Below are 18271 nucleotides of genomic sequence, written 5' to 3' on the forward strand. Positions count from 1 at the left end.
CTGTATCAACCGCCAAACCGTGGCGCTTTTTCGTCAAGCAAAGCGTTGATTTCAGAAACGGCCTGGGCGGCACCGGCGGCATTGTCGAAAACGCCGCCGCGCATCGCCACAAATTCCACGCCGGTTTCAGCCACGGCAACCACCGACGACGGATCCGTACCGCCCATGACGATGGCCGGGATTTCGATCATCGACGCCCACCACTCGCCGAGCGCCAGGTTTTTGGGATGCGCCTCCGGTTTGATGTCACCTTCCAACTTGCCAAAAAACACATAGTCCGGATTGGACTCGCCCATCTCTAGAGCCTTGTGGCGGTCATCCGCATTGCCGCCGCCGACAATGAGCTTCGGCGTAAAGTTTTCCACGGCCTCGGCAAGCGCCTCGGCATTACCAGCCACATGCAGGCCATCCGCCTTCACCCGGCTGGCGACGCGGCTGTCGCCGGCGATGAGGGCAGCAGCACCCGCCTTCTGAACGATCGGCACAATGAGTTCGGCCCATTTCTGAAAAGAGGCGTCATCCAGGTCGTATTGCGGGATGATGACGGAAGCCACATCGCCGCCACGCAGTGCGCCCTCCAAATCTGTCGCCTGCTTTTGCGCATCGCCCGATTGCGGGACGATCAGGACAAGGCGGCAACGGTCGTCAACTATGGTCATCGGTTCGTCCATTTCAGGCAGAAGACACTTCCGGCGCGATCTGCACTCGTTTTGATAAGATAAATCCGATAAACCGGTCCGGCGAAAGGATCAACCATCCATCCATGCTGACCGATTTTCATTTTTTTCTCGTCGCCATTCCCGCAGTCGTGCTTGTCGGCCTTTCCAAGGGTGGACTGGGCGGTGCGCTGGCACTGATGGGTGTGCCGCTTATGGCGCTTGCGATCCCGCCCGTGCAGGCTGCGGCGATCTTCCTGCCGATCCTGATCGTCATGGATCTGGTTGCGCTCTGGGCCTGGCGGCACCACAATCATCGCCAGACGCTCCTCATCATGCTACCCGGCGCAATCGCCGGCATCACGCTCGGTTGGGCCACCTCGAGCCTCATATCGGCAGACGCCATGCGCCTTGTCGTCGCCTCGGTTACCATCCTCTTCGTCATGCGTTATTTTTACGAGAGCTTCAAAAGCCGAAGGGGACAGGCAATTCCGGCGAAACCGCAAAGACCGACAGCCGCAACGCTCTGGTCCAGCCTGTCGGGTTATGCAAGTTTCGTGGCTCATGCCGGCGGCCCGCCTTTCCAGATCTATGTCCTCCCCCTGAAGCTCGATCCCAAAACCTATACCGGCATGAGCGTCCGTTTCTTCGCCATTATGAACGCGATCAAGCTCATCCCATACTTCGCACTGGGCGCGCTGGACGCCACCAACCTCAAGACATCGGCAAGCCTGCTGCCGGTGGCGATGCTGGCGACACTCGCCGGCGCAAAGGTGGTGAAATACATGAAACCGGCGGTGTTTTATCCGCTCATGTATGCCATGGCGCTTGTCGCGGCGCTGAAACTGCTATGGGACGGACTGCCTTTATAGCCTTCGAGCCAATAAAAAGCCCCGGCTGCACCGCAGTGCTGCCAGGGCTTAAAGAAATCCAACCGTCAGCCCTTCATTTCATCGAAGGCTGCGGTTTGGCATTATTCAATGCCTAGTGGAGGCTTTGAGCCTCTGCAATTCGTCCTTCAGGCGCAGTTTACGACGTTTGAGGTCGGCAATCTCCGTATCGTCCGAAGACGGGGAAGCAAGAATACTTTCGAGCTGCTCCTCCAGAGCGCCGTGTTTCTTTTCGAGCGATGCAATATGAGCCTGAATGGTCATGCGGCACGTCCTTCCTTTTTTAAACCTACCTCCAGCTCTCCATCGCTGGAGTTTCAGGTTTGCGACGACAATGTGACATGGATTACCGATATTGTCGAAGGCGAAATGAAGGCAATAAGTGGGCAATTTGGTCGCAAGGGATAACTTCCCGTTACCGCGATTTGATGATAGAGGCTCGTGAACGATGACATACGCGCCGGAGGCTATCCGGCTGGCATAAAATGGGGATGACAAGATGCCCGATCAGGACCAGGCGGACATCAGGCTCACGCTGGCGCGGCTGCGCCAGGAGCATGAGGACTATGACGCGGCGATCAACGCGATGATCCAGACCAGCTGCGATGCGCTGCGGATACAGCGCATGAAAAAGAAGAAGCTGGCCGTCAAGGACAAGATGACCCAGATCGAAGATCAGGTCATTCCCGATATCATCGCCTGATCTGGAGAAATCACGTGACAGCAGAGACACCCCCCGTCGCCATCATCATGGGCAGCCAGTCTGACTGGGAAACCATGAAGAACGCCGCCGATACGCTCGATGCGCTTGATGTGGAATATGAAGCGCGCATCATTTCCGCCCACCGCACGCCGGACCGGCTTTATGACTTCGCCAATGGCGCCAAAGACGAAGGATTCAAGGTCATCATCGCAGGCGCGGGCGGCGCCGCCCATCTACCGGGCATGACGGCCGCCATGACGCCGCTGCCTGTCTTCGGCGTTCCCGTACAGTCCAAGACCATGTCCGGACAGGACAGCCTCTATTCCATCGTGCAGATGCCCGCCGGCATTCCTGTCGGCACGCTTGCCATCGGCAAGGCCGGCGCCATCAATGCCGCACTCCTTGCGGCCGCGGTTCTGGCGCTTGGCGACGACGATCTGGCCGACCGGCTGGATGCATGGCGCGCGCGCCAGTCGGCGGCCGTCGCCGAATATCCGATGGACAGCGCCCAGTGATGGCGAAGATGAATGATCTGACCATCGGCATCATTGGCGGCGGGCAGCTTGGCCGCATGCTGGCGATGGCGGCGGCGCGCCTCAACCACCGTACCATCGTGCTGGAACCGCAGGTTGATTGTCCGGCCGCCCAGGTTTGCAACGACCAGATCGTCGCAGATTATGACGATGAGCGCGCCCTTGCGGAACTCGCCCGTCGCTGCGATGTCGTGACCTACGAATTCGAGAACGTGCCTGTGGCGGCAGCCGAAACGCTCGCCGCCTCCGTTCCCGTCTATCCGCCGCCGCAGGCGCTCAATGCCTCACAGGACCGGCTGACCGAGAAACGCTTCCTAAACGGTTGCGGCATTCCGACGGCCGATTTTCGCGCCGTGGACAGCCAGGAAGAACTGGAGGCCGCCTTGGCAGCTTTCGGCGGCAAGGGCGTGCTGAAAACCCGCCGCATGGGCTATGACGGCAAAGGACAGCGCCTGTTCCGCGGCGGCGAGGACAGCACGGGTGCTTTCGACGCGCTCGGTGGCGTGCCGCTCATCCTTGAGAGCTTCGTCGCCTTCGAGCGGGAAATATCGATCATCGCCGCTCGCTTCAGGGACGGCACCGTCGTCTGCTACGATCCGGCTGAAAACGTCCATCTGAACGGCATTCTGCACACATCGACCGTGCCGGCAGCGCTCTCCGAAGCGGCTGCGGCAGTTGCCGTCCAGTCTGCGGAGAAGCTTCTGGCGGCGCTCGATTATGTCGGCGTCATCGGCATCGAATTCTTCGTGCTTCCCGATGGCTCGCTGGTTGCCAATGAAATGGCGCCGCGCGTGCACAATACCGGCCACTGGACGGAAGCAGCCTGTGTGATCTCGCAATTCGAGCAGCACATGCGCGCGGTATCTGGCCTTGCCCCCGGCAGCGCGGTCCGTCATTCGGATTGCGTCATGACCAACCTCATCGGTGACGACATTGATGATGTTCCGGCATGGCTGTCGAAAAAAGACTGTCTCGTGCACCTCTACGGCAAGACGGAAGCACGGCCCGGCCGCAAGATGGGCCACGTGACCGAGCTTTTGCACACAGGAAAAGCCTCAGTCTTTTAAGGCAAAGACACCGGCAAGTGTTGACAGGCAGGGGTCAAACGGGTATTTGCCTGCCAACCGAAAAGAGCGCGCCCCGTTGCGCGCTTTTGATTGTTTGAATAAGCACGGTAAAAGCCGTGCAAAACTGCGGACCAGTAAAATGAAAATCAAGAATTCGCTTAAAGCGCTTAAGGCCCGTCATCGCGATAACCGCCTGGTTCGCCGCAAGGGCCGCGTCTACATCATCAACAAGCAGAACCCGCGCTTCAAGGCTCGTCAGGGCTGATTGACTGCGACTGCGGTTCGCGATCAATGTCGCGGATCACTTTGTTGACAGAGCAAAACTTTGCATTTGATATTGGGCGCAGGCGGGTTAATCTTTAGCCCATGCGCCCAAATCGTTTTTGCATGGCTATTATCGTCGCTCAGGGTCTCCTGTTATCAGGACTGACTTCCATTGCTCATGCCGCGGACGGACAAACGCCGGCGGCGGCGGAAGCCGCGCCTTTACCGGTCGGAACCATCGACACGCTTTTTGCATCGCTGAAAAAAGAGCGAAATGCGGTCAAGGCGCGCAGCATCGCCAACCAGATCGCGTCCGAGTGGAACGATTCCGGCAGCGCGACGATCAATCTCCTGATGCAATGGGCAGGCGAAGCCTCCGACGAAAAGCGCAATGCCGCCGCCTATGATTTTCTCGACCAGATCATTCTGCTCGATCCGGACTATGTGCAGGCGCCCTATCGCCGCGCAATGGTGCATTTTGCCGATGGCGACACCCGCAAGGCCATGGCGGACATCAACCTGACGCTGGAAAAGGAGCCGCGCTATTTTCCGGCGCTGGCGAGCCTCGCCAATATCCTCGAAGCCTCCGGCCGCGAAGAGCTGGCGCTGAAGGCTTGGGAGCGTTATCTGGCGCTTTATCCTGCCGACAAGGATGCCCGCAAACAGGCCATCGATCTTTCCGAGAAGCTTGCCGGTACACGCGGCTAAGTCCTAAGGGACCAAACAAAAATCGCCGCAAAAGCGGCGATTTTTTATTGAGCGATCGTCAGCCGATCATTCCATGCCAAGTGCCGCCATATAGGTCTGCAGGATGGTTTCTTCCTCGATACGCTCGTTGGCGTCCTTCTTGCGCAGGCGGATGATGGTGCGGATTGCCTTGGTGTCGTAACCACGACCCTTCGCCTCGCCCATGACATCCTTGATATCACCCTGAATGGCAGCCTTTTCTTCTTCGAGACGCTCGACGCGCTCAATGAACTGGCGCAGTTCTGCGGCGGCGACGGTTTCGGTGGTGCTCGTTTCGTCCATCATATCATCCTTCGTAGTGGCGGCTCGTCTGAGCCTTGTTCATTCGATCCGGTTGGAAGCTCCCACCGGTCGCCGCCACTCGGGCGGCACAAATTCAGGCCTGTGAACTGCCCATTGCCGGGCCTCACGTCAAGTCGTTTCCATCGATCGGGGGTTATTCCTTGGGTCTGTTCTGCTCGAAGGCGGCTTTCTGGGCGTCGCTCGCCTCCGCCTGATATTTTTCCTTCCAGTCGTCATAGGGCATGCCATAGACGATTTCGCGAGATTGCTCCTTGCTGAGCGGAACACCCGCCTCCTCAGCCGCTTCCCGATACCAGTTAGAAAGGCAATTGCGGCAGAAGCCCGCCAGATTCATCATATCGATGTTCTGCACATCATGGCGCTCGCGAAGATGCTGCACCAGACGGCGGAAGGCGGCTGCCTCGAACTCGATCTGCCTGTTGTCATTCTCTTTCGTCATAGGGCAACTCCAGACTCAGTACGGGCCGGTGCGGGAGGCGAACAGCTGATATTCATGCAAAACCGGATCGTCGTTCATTGCGGCAAAAATGGGAGCGAGCCGGTCCGACCAGGCCGCAATCCCCTCCTCATCCGCGATCAGATCCTGCCGAACCTCAAGAAGCGCATGCGGTATGCCCTTCATCATGCAGTGGCGATACATGGTATCGCCCTTCAGCGCTCCGTCATAGGGTTCGTTGTCGCCGACGAGAATGTCGCCGGTGGCGCGCAGATGCGCTAGGAGCGGGTCGACCGCACGGTTATCCGTGTCCCACAGAACCGCCGCATGCCACGGTCGCGGCGTTTCTTTCCAGAAGGGCGTGTAGGAATGCAGCGACAGAACAAGCGGCGCTTCACCCGAGGCTTCGGCAACACCGGTCAGCACGCGATCAACGGCATCGTGATACGGCCTGTGAAAAATCTCGATGCGCCTTTGCCATTCCTCATCCGAAATCGGGTGATTGCCGGGAATGATCGCCCCGTCCGAAATTTTCATGATGAGAGTGGGATCATCCTCACCGCGATTCGGGTCGATCAGCAGCCGAGAAAACCGTCCAAGCACCGCCGGAACGCCAAGACGGGCCGCGAGCGAGCGCGTCAGCCCTTCTATGCCAATATCAAATGCGATATGCCGATGAAAAGCGGTTTGCGGAAGGCCAAGTTTGCCGTAGTGTGCCGGCAGAAGGTTCATCGCGTGGTCCGCCAGAAGAACCATGCCTTTGTCATATTCGCCTTCTATGATTTCATAAGGTATGAAGTCGTTCATCGATGATTTTCTGGGGCAGGATTGAGGAGAAAAGCTTGATGGCATGGCTTGAGGCCGGGCGCAAGTTTCGGCGGAAGAACAGCCATCTACCTTACCGCACTCACGATCCGACGAACAATATAATCGATTAAACTCGCGTTGACTTTCTTTGGCGGCCACGCCAAGAAGTGTGTTCATTATAACCATGGAATCCGGATGGAAGCCGTGACTCAGTCATCTCTCGCTCGTCCTCGCCACTTTCGGCATCTCGCCCGTCTTTTTTCCGCAGCGGCATTGTTTATGACCCCGTTTGTGTTCGTGGAAACCGCACATGCGGATTTTCGCGTCTGCAACAGCACGCAAAATCTCGTGGGGGTCGCAATCGGCTATCGGGCACAGGAGGGCTGGGTCAGCGAAGGCTGGTGGCAGGTCCCCTCCTCGACCTGCGCGACGCTGATCGAGGGTGAGTTGCAATCGCGTTATTATTATCTTTATGCCGAAGACGCCGCCCATGGCGGCCGCTGGACCGGTGACGTCAACATGTGCGTGGCGGAAAACGAGTTCAAGATCGGCGGCGTAGATGATTGTTATGCCCGCAGCTTCCAGAGAATGGGTTTCAAGGAATATGACACGGGCAGACAGGGCAGCTGGATGGTCCAGCTTTCCGATACGCCAGGCACACAGGGAAATCAAAACTGATGAAGCGTAACCGCAAAGTCAAAATTCTTGCAACTCTCGGCCCAGCCTCTTCGGAAGAGGCGATGATCGAGAAGCTGCATCTCGCCGGCGCCGATCTCTTCCGGATCAACATGAGCCACGCGAGCCATGACGTGATGCGGACGCTCATTCAGCGTATCCGCTCGGTCGAAAGCCGTAACGGTCGTCCCATCGGTATTCTGGCCGACCTGCAGGGTCCCAAGCTGCGCGTCGGAAAATTCGCCGAAGGCAAGGTCGATCTCGTTGCAGGCCAGACCTTCACGCTGGATAATAACGACACGCCCGGCGACAATACCCGCGTTTTCCTGCCGCATCCCGAAATTCTCGAAGCGGTCAAGCCAGGCCACCGTCTGCTGATCGATGACGGCAAGCTGCATCTGCGCGCTGAAAAATGCGACGGCAAGAGCATCGTCACGACCGTTGTTTCCGGCACCAAGATTTCAGACCGCAAGGGCATCAGCCTGCCCGATACCCTGCTCGGCGTCGGCGTTTTGACCGATAAGGACCGCGTCGACCTTGATGCCGTTCTCGCCACCAATGAGGTGGACTGGGTTGCGCTTTCCTTCGTCCAGCGCCCTGAAGACCTTGCCGAAGTGCGCAAAATCGCGCGCGGCCGCGTTGGCCTGATGTCGAAGATCGAAAAGCCGCAGGCCGTCGAGCGTATCGAGGAAATCATCGAGCTTTCCGACGCCTTGATGGTCGCACGCGGCGATCTTGGTGTCGAAATGCCGCTCGAAGCAGTTCCGGGCATCCAGAAGCAGCTGACGCGCGCCTGCCGCCGCGCCGGCAAGCCGGTCGTCGTCGCCACTCAGATGCTGGAATCGATGATCACCGCGCCCGTCCCAACCCGCGCGGAAGTGTCTGACGTCGCCACCGCCGTCTTCGAAGGCGCTGATGCCATCATGCTCTCGGCTGAATCCGCCTCCGGCGATTACCCGGTCGAAGCCGTTTCCACCATGGCCTCCATCGCCAGCACCGTGGAACAGGATCCGCATTATTCCAACATCATCTATGCGCAGCGCGCCCAGCCGGAGCCGACAGGCGCCGACGCGATTTCGCTCGCTGCCCGCCAGATCGCCGAAACGCTGAAACTGTCGGCGATCGTCACCTATACCTCGTCCGGCACGACGGGTCTGCGCGCAGCACGCGAACGGCCGCAGGTGCCGATCATTGCCCTTTCACCGATCATCCAGACCGCACGCCGCCTGTCGGTCGTCTGGGGCCTGCACTGCGTCGTCACCGGTGATGCGAGCGATCTCGATGACATGGTGAACCGCGCTTGTCGCATCGTTGTTTCCGAAGGTTTCGGCAAGCCGGGTGACCGCATCATCATCTCTGCCGGCGTGCCGCTCGGCACCCCCGGCGCCACCAATATGGTGCGCATCGCCTATATCGGCTCGGACGGCCAGAGCGGCGTCTGATAAAGGAATATCCAGGAATTAAAAAAACCCGCCGGCAACGGCGGGTTTTTTTGTTGGCCTTTCGGCCATATCAGAAAAAGCAGGGTTCAGTGCATCTTCACCGGTGTGCTGAAGCGGCTGGACTCGATTGCTGCCGCACCCGGCTTGAAGCTTGCCGATGTGGCCGAAGCCGACATGTCGTGGCTGAGCATGCGGTTGGCGATAACACGCGGCGCCTTTACCGAACGTCCAGTCGTACCCTTGTTCTGGTTGAGCGCCCAGTCAGAGATCGAATCCTGCGTCAGGCGACCACCACCGACCATCGCCTGGTGGGAAACGGCCGCATCCTGCTTGCTCGGGCGCGAGCCCTTGGTCGGCAGGCCAGCGGTGAGACCACCATTGATGGCGGGCTTCAGATCGAAAGCGTCACCGAAACCTTCCTGCGACTCCGCCTTGGCGGTTTCAGCAGGTGCAACCGTGACCTTGTGGTTGACGGCAGCCGGGAATTGCGCGGCGGTCGGCATGGCGGCGGACTGGACCTGCGAACGGGCAGCCTGGCCGCTCTGCTCCAGAGCCGCAACAACCGTCGGAGAAAGCGTATCCTGCCGAGCCTCGGCGAGATCGTCTTCGCCTTCCGGATCGGCATTGGCGGCAGCAAGAAGGGCTTCAGCCACTGCCGGGCGATTGGCGGGAACCGGAACCGAGGCAAGCTCACCGGTCGCCGCAGGGGTCGCACCATCGGCGGACGCCGTCAGGATCGATCCTTCCGCATCGCCTCTCATGCCACGCGGCCCGAGAAGGGTGGGCACAGGCACGGAGACCTCAGCCAGATCGGCGAATTGCTGGCGCTCGGCCGGAGCGGAAGCGGGCGTCGGCGTTGTTGCTGCCTGAAGAGCATCCTGCGCGGCATTGCGGGCCGGCGAATAGAGCGCTGTCGCGAGACCGGTATTGGCCGGCGGCTGGTTGCCGAAGGCAGGGCGAGCCGTCGGCAGCGGCGCATCGTTCACGCCAGGAAGGGATTGTGCCGAAGCAACCGCAATCGTCGGTTCAGGCTCGGGAGCGGCCTGTGGCGGCGTTGCCGGGCGAGCAACAGCCGGGCGTTCTGCGGGTTCCGGCGCTGCGATGCTATCGGGATCTTCATCCTCGTCGCCACCGCCGCCAAAGAGCGCCTGCAACAATGTCTTGCGCTTGCCGCCGCCACCCGAGGAGGCCGGGCCGGAGCCGGCGCTGGACGCAACCTGAATGGAGGAAGAGCTGACGCGCTTCTTGTAGTCCGCCAGCGCCTGCTCATAACCGGGAAGCGGCTTGCCGTCGGAAGGAAGATGCAGCGTGTTGCCGTTCGGGAAGATACGCACCAGTTCCTGGCGGCTCATGCGCGGCCAGGCGCGAACGCCGCCGACATCCATGTGCACGAAGGGAGAACCGGAACTGGGATAAAAGCCGACGCCACCGATCTGCATCTGCATGCCGACTTCGCGCAGGCGGGAGAGCTTGACGCCAGGAATGTAGAAATCCATGGCCTTGCCGAGCATATGCTGGCTTTTTTCCGCAACACCCTTGGTACGTGTCCGCAGGAGACCGTTGGTTTCCGGCGAGCGGAAAGCAGAAACGACATTGATATAATCGGTCGCGCCGCTGCGGCGATAAACTTCCCAGACGAGATCGAAAAGGCGCGGGTCCATGCGCGTCGGCTGGTTACGACGCCAGTCGCGCAGGAAGCGGTTCAGCTCCTGCAAGCCCTTCTGGTCGTATTTTCCATTGCGCTTGAAGGTGATGACCGCCTTCTCGCGTGTATGGATATAATACAGTTTGAGGCTGCGCGTTTCGGCGGCGGCTTCCGTCGCCGAAACACCTACGAAGGGCATTGCGGCGAGCATCAGGCAGGCAAAGGTGACAGCGCGCGCCGACAGCTTCGTGCATATATCCTTGATCAAGCCGCGCGCAATCTTTGTCGAAAGCGCGTTATTCCGATGCAGATATGGCAATTCGATCCCCGCCTGGAAGACAATTTATGTCACATTGCCTCAAATGAACGTCAAATACGGTGACACGATGGCAAAATTGCCACACACATGCAACCTTCCTCTACATAGTGAATCAGCCACTAACAAGAGGTTTATAGACGGTAAGCGGATATCCTTGCTCAGAAGTTAACAAATTTCACGATCTGCCGGGCGATACGCCATTTGCGGCGTCATGCGGCGTCTCGAAGAGGATCGTCGGGATCGATGCCATAATCCTTCAGTTTCCGATAAAGCGTCGAGCGGCCGATGCCGAGTTTTCTGGCGACCTGGCTCATCTGCCCGCGATAGAAACGGAGTGCGAAGCGGATGAGCTCTTCTTCGATCTCGGCCAGCTTTCGAATGTTGCCCGCTTCGTCCATGCTTGAGATCAGGTTTCCGCCCCGATATATGGTGGTGGAAACATCCGTTGCCTCTTCCACAACAGCGTGGCTTTCGGCAAGCGGAGGCGGCGGCGAATAGGCGGCCAGCTTCAGCGACGACCCGGATGGTGAACGGATGGCATCACCCGTATCGTCCATCGCCGCGAATTCCGGCAGCTGCAGCGCGATCTGCGGAAAATCGGTATCCGCCAGTTCCTCGCCCTGCGACAGCACGACGGCGCGGAAGACCGCGTTTTCAAGCTGGCGGATGTTGCCGGGCCAATCATAGGCCGTCAGAAGCGCCAGCGCGCTGGCATCAAGGCCAACGGGATTGGGCAATTTCTGCTCGGCGGAAAAACGCTCGGCAAAAACCCGCGCCAGATGAGGAATGTCTTCCTTACGGCGACGCAGCGCCGGAATGGTGATGGGGAAAACGTTGAGACGGTAATAAAGGTCTTCGCGGAAACGACCTTCCTTCACCTCTTCAATCAGGTTCTTGTTGGTGGCGGAGATCAGCCGCACATTGACCTTCTGCACCCGCGCCGAGCCGACGGTTTCGATTTCACCCTGCTGAACCGCGCGCAACAGCTTCACCTGCACATCCAGCGGCAGATCGCCGATTTCATCGAGGAACAGCGTGCCGCCATCGGCTTCCATGAATTTGCCGATGTGTTTTTCCGTCGCACCGGTAAAAGCGCCCTTCTCGTGGCCGAACAGGATGCTCTCCACCAGATTATGCGGGATGGCACCGCAATTGACGGTGATGAACGGCTTGTTCGCCCTGTCGCCTGCCGACTGGATAGCGCGGGCGACCATTTCCTTGCCGACACCGGATTCGCCTTCCAGCACCACGGGAATGCTGGACTGGGCGGCGCGCTGCGCCAGTTCTATGACCCTCAGCATTGCCGGGCTGGCGGAAACGATATCGGTAAAATTCACTGCATTGCTCCGTCCACGCCTGCCCGTGCGGGCCTTTGCCTCTCTCCTGTCCAGCTTGAGGGCATTGGAAATGGCCGCGCCTATCCTTTCCGGCGAGACTGGCTTGACGACGAAATCAAAAGCGCCGGCGCGCATGGCCTGCACGACGGTATCGATGCCACCCTGGCCGGTCTGAACGATGACGGGAACGTCGGTGCCAAGTTCACCAACGGCTTTCAGAAAAGAAAGACCGTCCATTTCCGGCATCATGAGGTCGAGGACGATGACATTGATCTCGCCGCTATATTGCTTGAGCAGCTCCAGCCCCGCCCTGCCGTTTTCGGCAAGCAAGGCCAGATGCCCATAACGTTCCACCGCATTTTTGAGCAGGCGGCGCTGGACGGGATCATCGTCTATCACGAGAACATGCGCGGTCATTTTTGGCTCCGGTTTCCGGTTTATGGACCTGCGTCATGCGGTCCCTTGTGCCGCACTCTGGCACGGGAGACTTGAACATCCAGTTTTGAGATTTGCTTGCATTTTATCCATTGCTGCGGGAAACAAAGGACCCATATGCTTCGCAAGCATAATCAGAAGGACGCGTTCGATGACCCTCAATCGCCTCACCCCGCAGCCCGCATTCTCCCTTGCCGAAGCCTCCGGTCCCGTGCTCGGTGACCTGCCCGGCTGGAAGCTCTCGGATCTCTACCCGTCGAGCGATTCACCGGAATATAAGGGCGATATCGAGAAAGCGGCGGCAATGGCGACCGCTTTCGAGGATAAGTGGAAGGGCAAGCTTGAGGCAGCCGCAGAGGCCGCTGGCGAAAAAGGCATCGGCGCGGCGCTGAAGGAATATGAGGCGCTGGACGATCTTATCGGCCGTATCGGTTCCTTTGCCGGACTGACCTATTTTTCCGATACATCCAACCCGGCAAACGGCAAGCTATATGGGGATGCCCAGGCGAAGCTGACGGATATTTCCGCACATCTCCTGTTCTTCACGCTTGAACTCAACCGCATCGATGATGCGACGATGGACGCCTGCATGGCGAATGACGCCGCTGCGGGCCACTACCGGCCATGGCTGGTGGATTTGCGCAAGGACAAGCCGCACCAGCTAGACGACCAGCTGGAGCAGCTGTTCCTCGAAAAATCGATGACCAGTGCGGCGGCCTTCAATCGCCTGTTCGACGAAACGATGGCCGATCTACGTTTCGACATTGACGGCGCGAGCCTTCCCCTGGAAGTGACGCTCAACATGCTGCAGGAGCCGGAGCCTGAAACCCGCAGGAAGGCGGCACAGGCGCTGAGCGCCACCTTCAAGGACAATCTGCGCGTTTTCACCCTCATCACCAACACGCTCGCCAAGGACAAGGATATTTCCGACCGCTGGCGCAAGTTCGAGGATATTGCCGATAGCCGCCATTTGGCCAACCGCGTCGAGCGCGAAGTGGTCGATGCATTGGCCGCCGCCGTAAAGAAAGCCTATCCGCGTCTTTCGCATCGATATTATGCCATGAAGGCGAAGTGGCTCGGCATGGAGCAGATGAATTACTGGGACCGCAACGCGCCGCTTCCCGATACCTCGAACACGATCATTCCATGGGATGAAGCGAAGAACACCGTCCTTTCCGCATACGGAAACTTCGCACCTGAGATGGCCGATATCGCCCGCCGTTTCTTTGACGAGGAATGGATCGACGCCCCCGCCCGTCCGGGTAAGGCGCCGGGCGCATTCGCGCATCCGACCGTGCCTTCGGCCCACCCTTACGTGCTCGTCAATTATCTCGGCAAACCGCGCGACGTGATGACCCTCGCCCATGAGCTTGGTCATGGCGTGCATCAAGTGCTGGCCGGTCAGCAGGGCGCCCTGATGTGCGCCACGCCGCTGACGCTTGCCGAAACCGCTTCCGTCTTCGGTGAAATGTTGACCTTCCGCAAGCTGCTCGACGACACGAAGGATGTGAGGGAGCGCAAGGCCATGCTCGCCCGCAAGGTCGAGGACATGATCAACACGGTCGTGCGCCAGATCGCCTTTTACGAATTCGAGCGCAAGCTGCACACCGCCCGCAAGCAGGGGGAACTGACCTCCGAACAGATCGGCGAATTGTGGCTTTCCGTGCAGGCTGAAAGCCTCGGCCCGGCAATCCGCATTTCCGAAGGCTACGAGACATGGTGGACATACATCCCCCATTTCATCCATTCGCCCTTCTACGTGTATGCCTATGCCTTCGGCGATTGCCTGGTAAACTCGCTCTATGCGGTTTACCAGAAGGCCGAGACGGGCTTTCAGGAGAAATATTTCGAACTTCTGAAGGCAGGCGGCACCAAGCACCATTCGGAGCTTCTCAAACCCTTCGGCCTCGATGCGACCGATCCTTCCTTCTGGGACAAGGGGCTTTCGATGATCGAGGGATTGATCGACGAGCTGGAAGCGCTGGACAATAAACAGGCTTAACCTCGTCAGCCGGCAGGGCTATCCTATTTCGGACAAGCTTTGCCGGTTGATAGTGCCGGCGCAGAAACCGACCATGATGACAGGCGACGAGCACAGGCAATGAAACGCAAACCTGCCGATCTGACCTTGAGGGAAACCCTGCGCTGGGAGCCGCAAACCGGCTTTCAGCGCATCGACCAGCATATGCGCCGGCTGCTGCGTTCGGCCGATGCGCTCGGTTTCCGCGCCCCGGCCAACGCCGTTCAGGCGCTGGAAAAGACGGTGGGCGGCGAAAAACCGCTCTGCGTCAGGCTGGTTATGAACTACAAGGGCGAACTCGATATCGAGGCGGCCGATTTCAATCCCGTACAAACAAATGCGGTCTGGCGCGTTCGTATCGCGACAAAAACCACGCTCGATTCCACGGATACCTTCTATCGCCACAAGTCGTCGCGCCGCGAGCCCTATGATGCCGCCCGCGCCGAGTTTTCAGCCGAGGAAGCGGATGAGGTTCTTCTGCTCAATGAACGCGGCGAATTGTGCGAGGGATCATCGACCAGCATTTTCGTCGAAATGCCGGATGGGCAACTGCTGACGCCGCCGCTCGACAGCGGCATCCTGCCGGGCGTGCTGCGCGCCGACCTGATCCGCGAACGCAAGGCGCGCGGACAGGCGCTGAAACCGCAGGACGTCACGGGGCGGCGGCTGTTCGTCGGCAATTCGCTGCATGGGCTGATTGCGGCTGAGTTGATTTAAACAGTCACCGCCAGAAGCCGGTCGCGGCCTTTTTCCTTGGCCGCATAAAGAGCCTGATCGGCACGCATAAAAACATCATCGGCGCTTTCCGCCATCCGATAGGTCGTCATGCCGGCCGAGCAGCTGTAAGAAAAATCGGGAAACTCGGCCAGAGGTCTTGAAAGCCGCACCCTCTGCAGCAGCCGCTCGACGATTTCCCGGCCCTCCGCCACGGTGCTGCGCGGCAGGACGAGCATGAATTCTTCACCGCCGATCCTGCCGAAAAAATCCACCCGCCGGATGACGGAATGGGCGATGCCGACAAAATCGCGCAGCACCGCATCACCACATTTATGGCCGAAACGATCATTGATCTGCTTGAAAAAATCGATGTCGAGCGTGCAGAGGCAAAAGGGTGCTTCAAGCCCCTTGCCAACCCGTTCCACCTGTAGTGCCAGCTTGGCGAAAACGAAACGGCGGTTCGCCGTTCCCGTCAACTCATCCGTCTGCGAGGCGCGCACAGCCAGGTCCCGGTCCTGCCGCAGCGCCCGGTAACCCTGGCGTAATTCCGTCACGTCACTGGCAATGCACAGCATCCAGCCATCCTGCTGCACCGTTTCCGTCATCCAGAACCAGCGGCCGTCATACATGTCCATCTCGAAGGCGCGGTAGGGCAGCTTGCCGCGCCGGGACTGGGCCGACAGGAGCCAGCCTTCGAAATCCCTATGTCGAACGACAACACCGGTTTGCAGGCGATGGTTCATCCGCATGATATCCGCCCAGGTCGGAAATTCTTCCGGGGTAATTTGAAAGCTTTCCTGAAATGACGGGTTGGCATGCCGCAGCCGGTCTTCGGAATCATAAAGGGCAATCAGAACGGGGGTGGCACCTTGAAGCGCAGCGACACGCTCGATGAAACTGTCCAACAGGCAATTCTCCTGTGATGGCGAAACTCCCTTGCCGTCATTGACCAGAGCCCCCCAGCACTTGGTCTCAACACGAAAAGAAGAACTTGATTATAAACGCAGTCTCTAAAATGCGAAGGGGCAGAATGTGCCTGCATGTGTGCTTTCACCCCAACCGTCATATGTCCGTCATCCACCTGCCCTTTATTGTGGCACGCTTTTGTGATCTAGCTTACTTATTGGCTGAAAAAGGAAAATTGACGAATGACGGACGCAAACCATCCGATTTACGGCGATATTGACGGCCCCATCATCATGATCGGCTTCGGCTCCATCGGGCGCGGTACTCTTCCGTTGATCGAACGTCATTTCAATTTCGACAAGACCCGGCTCGTCGTCATCGATCCGCGCGAAGATATCGCCGCGTTTCTGGCCGAGAGGAATATTCTCCACATCCGCACGCATCTGACCAAGGAGAATTACAAGGAAGTTCTGAAGCCGCTGCTCAAGGGCGTTCAGGGCCAGGGCTTCTGCGTCAATCTTTCGGTCGATGCCGCTTCCGTCGATCTGATGCGGCTCTGCCGCAAACACGGCATGCTCTATATCGACACGGTGGTTGAGCCATGGCCGGGCTTTTATTTCGACGCCGATGCCGACAATGCATCCAGAACCAATTATTCGCTTCGCGAGACCATGCTGAAGGAAAAGGCACGCAAGCCGGGCGGCACGACGGCCGTTTCCACCTGCGGGGCGAACCCCGGCATGGTGTCGTGGTTCGTGAAGCAGGCGCTGATCAATCTCGCCAAAGATACCGGCCTTGATATCGAAGAGCCGCAGCCGCATGACCGCGAAGCCTGGGCAAAGCTCATGAAGCAACTCGGCGTCAAGGGCGTGCATGTGGCTGAACGCGATACGCAGCGGGCAAAAGATCCCAAGCCCTTCGGCGCTTTCTGGAACACCTGGTCGGTGGAAGGTTTTATCGCCGAGGGTTTTCAGCCCGCCGAACTCGGCTGGGGCACCCATGAAAACTGGATGCCGAAAAACGCAAAAAAACAGAAGAAGGGCAGCAAGGCGGCGATCTATCTCGACCAACCCGGCGCCAATACACGAGTGCGGACATGGTGTCCGGGACAGGGTCCGCAATATGGCTTTCTGGTCACCCACAATGAGGCGATCTCGATTTCCGACTATTTCACGGTCCGCAATGATGATGGCGACGTGACTTATCGGCCGACCTGTCATTATGCCTATCACCCCTGCAACGACGCCATTCTTTCGCTGCATGAACTTTTCGGCAACGGCGGCATCCCGCAGCCGGTGCAGCATGTGCTGGGCGAAGACGAACTGGTCGACGGTGCCGACGAGCTGGGCGTTCTGCTTTATGGCCACGACAAAAATGCCTATTGGTACGGCTCACGGCTGAGCCTGCAGGAGGCGCGTTCGCTCGCCCCCAACCAGAATGCGACCGGACTGCAGGTCAGTTCAGCGGTGCTGGCCGGAATGGTCTGGGCCATCGAAAATCCGCAGGTCGGCATCGTCGAGGCGGATGAAATGGATTATCGCCGATGCCTGGAGGTGCAGCGCCCCTATCTAGGCCCGGTCGAAGGACACTACACGGACTGGACACCGCTTGACGGCCGCCCCGGCCTGTTTCCCGACAATATCGACACCGCCGATCCATGGCAGTTCCGCAATATTCTGGTGCGGTGAAGAAAGCGGCGTCTCATATTTGTCACATCCATGCTTTCATGCGGCAGATGAGGAACCGGCAGGAGCAAACAACGTTGCCTTGAAATAAGGAACGCTTCACGGCATGGTCGAAACACAGAAAGTTTCATCGAATCGCAGGAGAACAGGCTCATGAACTTCAAGACAAGCGCTGCTTTGCTTTGTGCCGCCATCGCGGTGTCTTCATGCGTCGCGCCGGGTCCCTCGCAGCAGACCTCGATGGCGCCTTCGCTTTCCCGCGGCCCGGCCGTGGATGGCCGCTGGATCGACCGCAACGGCATCGTGTCGACCTTCCAGAACGGCGCCTTCTCCACCCGTTCGACCGACACCAACACGCTTCTGGCCTCCGGCACCTATGTGACGATTTCGCCGACGCTTTACGAAATCAACATGACATCGCTGGTGCGCAACACGCAATCACGCGTCAACTGCGCCCTCGTCTCGCCTTCACAATTGAACTGCACGACAGACAGCAACAGCCAGTTCTCGCTGACCCGCCAAGGCTAATACTTCTAATTTTTCAATGTGATGACCTTTTTAAACGCACGCTTCCAGCGTGCGTTTTTGTTTGTTGCGCACCTGTCATAATTTCGCTTGCGGCAATTGCCGCTAAATGGAAACATCCGGCTTTGAAAGCCTGACATACTTTCAGATTAAAGAATG

The 18271-nt window shown here is 58.8% G+C and carries 20 protein-coding genes; 12 read left to right on the forward strand and 8 right to left on the reverse strand.

The window, feature by feature from the left end:
* Positions 1–5 precede the first annotated feature (5 nt).
* On the reverse strand, positions 6–659 hold the full coding sequence (locus CFBP6623_RS18905) for a thiamine phosphate synthase (RefSeq protein ID WP_046800034.1): 654 nt from the start codon (positions 657–659) through the stop codon (positions 6–8).
* Positions 660–763: 104 nt separating this feature from the next.
* Here CFBP6623_RS18905 and CFBP6623_RS18910 point away from each other — a divergent pair, with 104 nt between their 5' ends.
* Positions 764–1528: a sulfite exporter TauE/SafE family protein gene (locus CFBP6623_RS18910; protein WP_046799927.1), complete on the forward strand. Its 765-nt coding sequence runs from the start codon at positions 764–766 to the stop codon at positions 1526–1528.
* 105 nt (positions 1529–1633) lie between these two features.
* Here the strand turns inward: CFBP6623_RS18910 and CFBP6623_RS18915 are convergent, their stop codons facing one another.
* On the reverse strand, positions 1634–1810 hold the full coding sequence (locus CFBP6623_RS18915) for a YdcH family protein (protein ID WP_046799928.1): 177 nt from the start codon (positions 1808–1810) through the stop codon (positions 1634–1636).
* Between the two features lie 235 nt (positions 1811–2045).
* On the opposite strand from CFBP6623_RS18915, the gene CFBP6623_RS18920 reads away from it, so the two are divergent.
* The 5 genes from CFBP6623_RS18920 to CFBP6623_RS18940 all read left to right on the forward strand — a co-directional run bounded on the left by CFBP6623_RS18920 (position 2046) and on the right by CFBP6623_RS18940 (position 4821).
* The gene (locus CFBP6623_RS18920) at positions 2046–2249 is read left to right on the forward strand and encodes a YdcH family protein (RefSeq protein WP_006314698.1); all 204 of its coding nucleotides are present in this window, start codon (positions 2046–2048) and stop codon (positions 2247–2249) included.
* Between the two features lie 14 nt (positions 2250–2263).
* Positions 2264–2764, forward strand: a complete 501-nt coding sequence (gene purE, locus CFBP6623_RS18925) for a 5-(carboxyamino)imidazole ribonucleotide mutase (RefSeq protein WP_077767952.1) — start codon at positions 2264–2266, stop codon at positions 2762–2764.
* The gene (locus CFBP6623_RS18930) at positions 2764–3849 is read left to right on the forward strand and encodes a 5-(carboxyamino)imidazole ribonucleotide synthase (protein WP_046799929.1); all 1086 of its coding nucleotides are present in this window, start codon (positions 2764–2766) and stop codon (positions 3847–3849) included. Before purE ends, CFBP6623_RS18930 begins: the two co-directional genes overlap by 1 nt.
* 139 nt (positions 3850–3988) lie before the next feature.
* Positions 3989–4114, forward strand: coding sequence for a type B 50S ribosomal protein L36 (gene ykgO / locus CFBP6623_RS18935; protein WP_003497670.1), 126 nt, complete (start codon positions 3989–3991; stop codon positions 4112–4114).
* 101 nt (positions 4115–4215) lie between these two features.
* Positions 4216–4821, forward strand: coding sequence for a hypothetical protein (locus tag CFBP6623_RS18940; RefSeq protein WP_046799930.1), 606 nt, complete (start codon positions 4216–4218; stop codon positions 4819–4821).
* 66 nt (positions 4822–4887) lie between these two features.
* On the opposite strand, the gene CFBP6623_RS18945 is transcribed toward CFBP6623_RS18940, so the two are convergent.
* The 3 genes from CFBP6623_RS18945 to CFBP6623_RS18955 all read right to left on the reverse strand — a co-directional run bounded on the left by CFBP6623_RS18945 (position 4888) and on the right by CFBP6623_RS18955 (position 6406).
* Positions 4888–5145: a DUF2312 domain-containing protein gene (locus CFBP6623_RS18945; RefSeq protein WP_006314683.1), complete on the reverse strand. Its 258-nt coding sequence runs from the start codon at positions 5143–5145 to the stop codon at positions 4888–4890.
* Positions 5146–5296: 151 nt separating this feature from the next.
* Positions 5297–5602, reverse strand: a complete 306-nt coding sequence (locus tag CFBP6623_RS18950) for a DUF1244 domain-containing protein (RefSeq protein ID WP_046799931.1) — start codon at positions 5600–5602, stop codon at positions 5297–5299.
* Between the two features lie 15 nt (positions 5603–5617).
* Positions 5618–6406: an N-formylglutamate amidohydrolase gene (locus tag CFBP6623_RS18955; RefSeq protein WP_046799932.1), complete on the reverse strand. Its 789-nt coding sequence runs from the start codon at positions 6404–6406 to the stop codon at positions 5618–5620.
* Between the two features lie 279 nt (positions 6407–6685).
* Between CFBP6623_RS18955 and CFBP6623_RS18960 the strand changes: the two genes are divergently transcribed.
* Both CFBP6623_RS18960 and pyk read left to right on the forward strand, forming a co-directional pair.
* Complete coding sequence (locus CFBP6623_RS18960; protein WP_225244082.1) at positions 6686–7084, forward strand: DUF1036 domain-containing protein; 399 nt, start codon at positions 6686–6688, stop codon at positions 7082–7084.
* Positions 7084–8523, forward strand: coding sequence for a pyruvate kinase (gene pyk, locus CFBP6623_RS18965; protein ID WP_062653036.1), 1440 nt, complete (start codon positions 7084–7086; stop codon positions 8521–8523). Before CFBP6623_RS18960 ends, pyk begins: the two co-directional genes overlap by 1 nt.
* Before the next feature lie 86 nt (positions 8524–8609).
* Here pyk and CFBP6623_RS18970 read toward each other — a convergent pair whose 3' ends face one another.
* Together CFBP6623_RS18970 and CFBP6623_RS18975 are read right to left on the reverse strand one after the other, a co-directional pair.
* On the reverse strand, positions 8610–10487 hold the full coding sequence (locus tag CFBP6623_RS18970) for a DUF882 domain-containing protein (protein WP_046799934.1): 1878 nt from the start codon (positions 10485–10487) through the stop codon (positions 8610–8612).
* A gap of 209 nt (positions 10488–10696) precedes the next feature.
* Positions 10697–12241 carry a sigma-54-dependent transcriptional regulator gene (locus CFBP6623_RS18975; RefSeq protein WP_046799935.1) on the reverse strand — a complete coding sequence of 515 codons (1545 nt, stop codon included), beginning with the start codon at positions 12239–12241 and terminating at the stop codon, positions 10697–10699.
* A gap of 169 nt (positions 12242–12410) precedes the next feature.
* Between CFBP6623_RS18975 and CFBP6623_RS18980 the strand changes: the two genes are divergently transcribed.
* Together CFBP6623_RS18980 and CFBP6623_RS18985 are read left to right on the forward strand one after the other, a co-directional pair.
* Complete coding sequence (locus tag CFBP6623_RS18980; RefSeq protein WP_046799936.1) at positions 12411–14261, forward strand: M3 family oligoendopeptidase; 1851 nt, start codon at positions 12411–12413, stop codon at positions 14259–14261.
* A gap of 99 nt (positions 14262–14360) precedes the next feature.
* The gene (locus tag CFBP6623_RS18985; protein WP_046799937.1) at positions 14361–14996 is read left to right on the forward strand and encodes an aminotransferase class IV family protein; all 636 of its coding nucleotides are present in this window, start codon (positions 14361–14363) and stop codon (positions 14994–14996) included.
* Here CFBP6623_RS18985 and CFBP6623_RS18990 read toward each other — a convergent pair.
* The gene (locus CFBP6623_RS18990; protein WP_080842849.1) at positions 14993–15901 is read right to left on the reverse strand and encodes a GGDEF domain-containing protein; all 909 of its coding nucleotides are present in this window, start codon (positions 15899–15901) and stop codon (positions 14993–14995) included. The genes CFBP6623_RS18985 and CFBP6623_RS18990 overlap by 4 nt on opposite strands.
* A gap of 243 nt (positions 15902–16144) precedes the next feature.
* On the opposite strand from CFBP6623_RS18990, the gene CFBP6623_RS18995 reads away from it, so the two are divergent.
* Positions 16145–17590 (forward strand): homospermidine synthase, encoded by a 1446-nt coding sequence (locus tag CFBP6623_RS18995; RefSeq protein WP_052819434.1) that lies wholly within the window; start codon positions 16145–16147, stop codon positions 17588–17590.
* Between the two features lie 150 nt (positions 17591–17740).
* The gene (omp10, locus tag CFBP6623_RS19000; RefSeq protein ID WP_046799940.1) at positions 17741–18115 is read left to right on the forward strand and encodes an outer membrane lipoprotein Omp10; all 375 of its coding nucleotides are present in this window, start codon (positions 17741–17743) and stop codon (positions 18113–18115) included.
* The last annotated feature ends 156 nt before the right edge of the window (positions 18116–18271 follow it).

The organism is Agrobacterium tumefaciens (assembly GCF_005221385.1).
In the GTDB taxonomy this organism is placed as follows: domain Bacteria; phylum Pseudomonadota; class Alphaproteobacteria; order Rhizobiales; family Rhizobiaceae; genus Agrobacterium; species Agrobacterium tomkonis.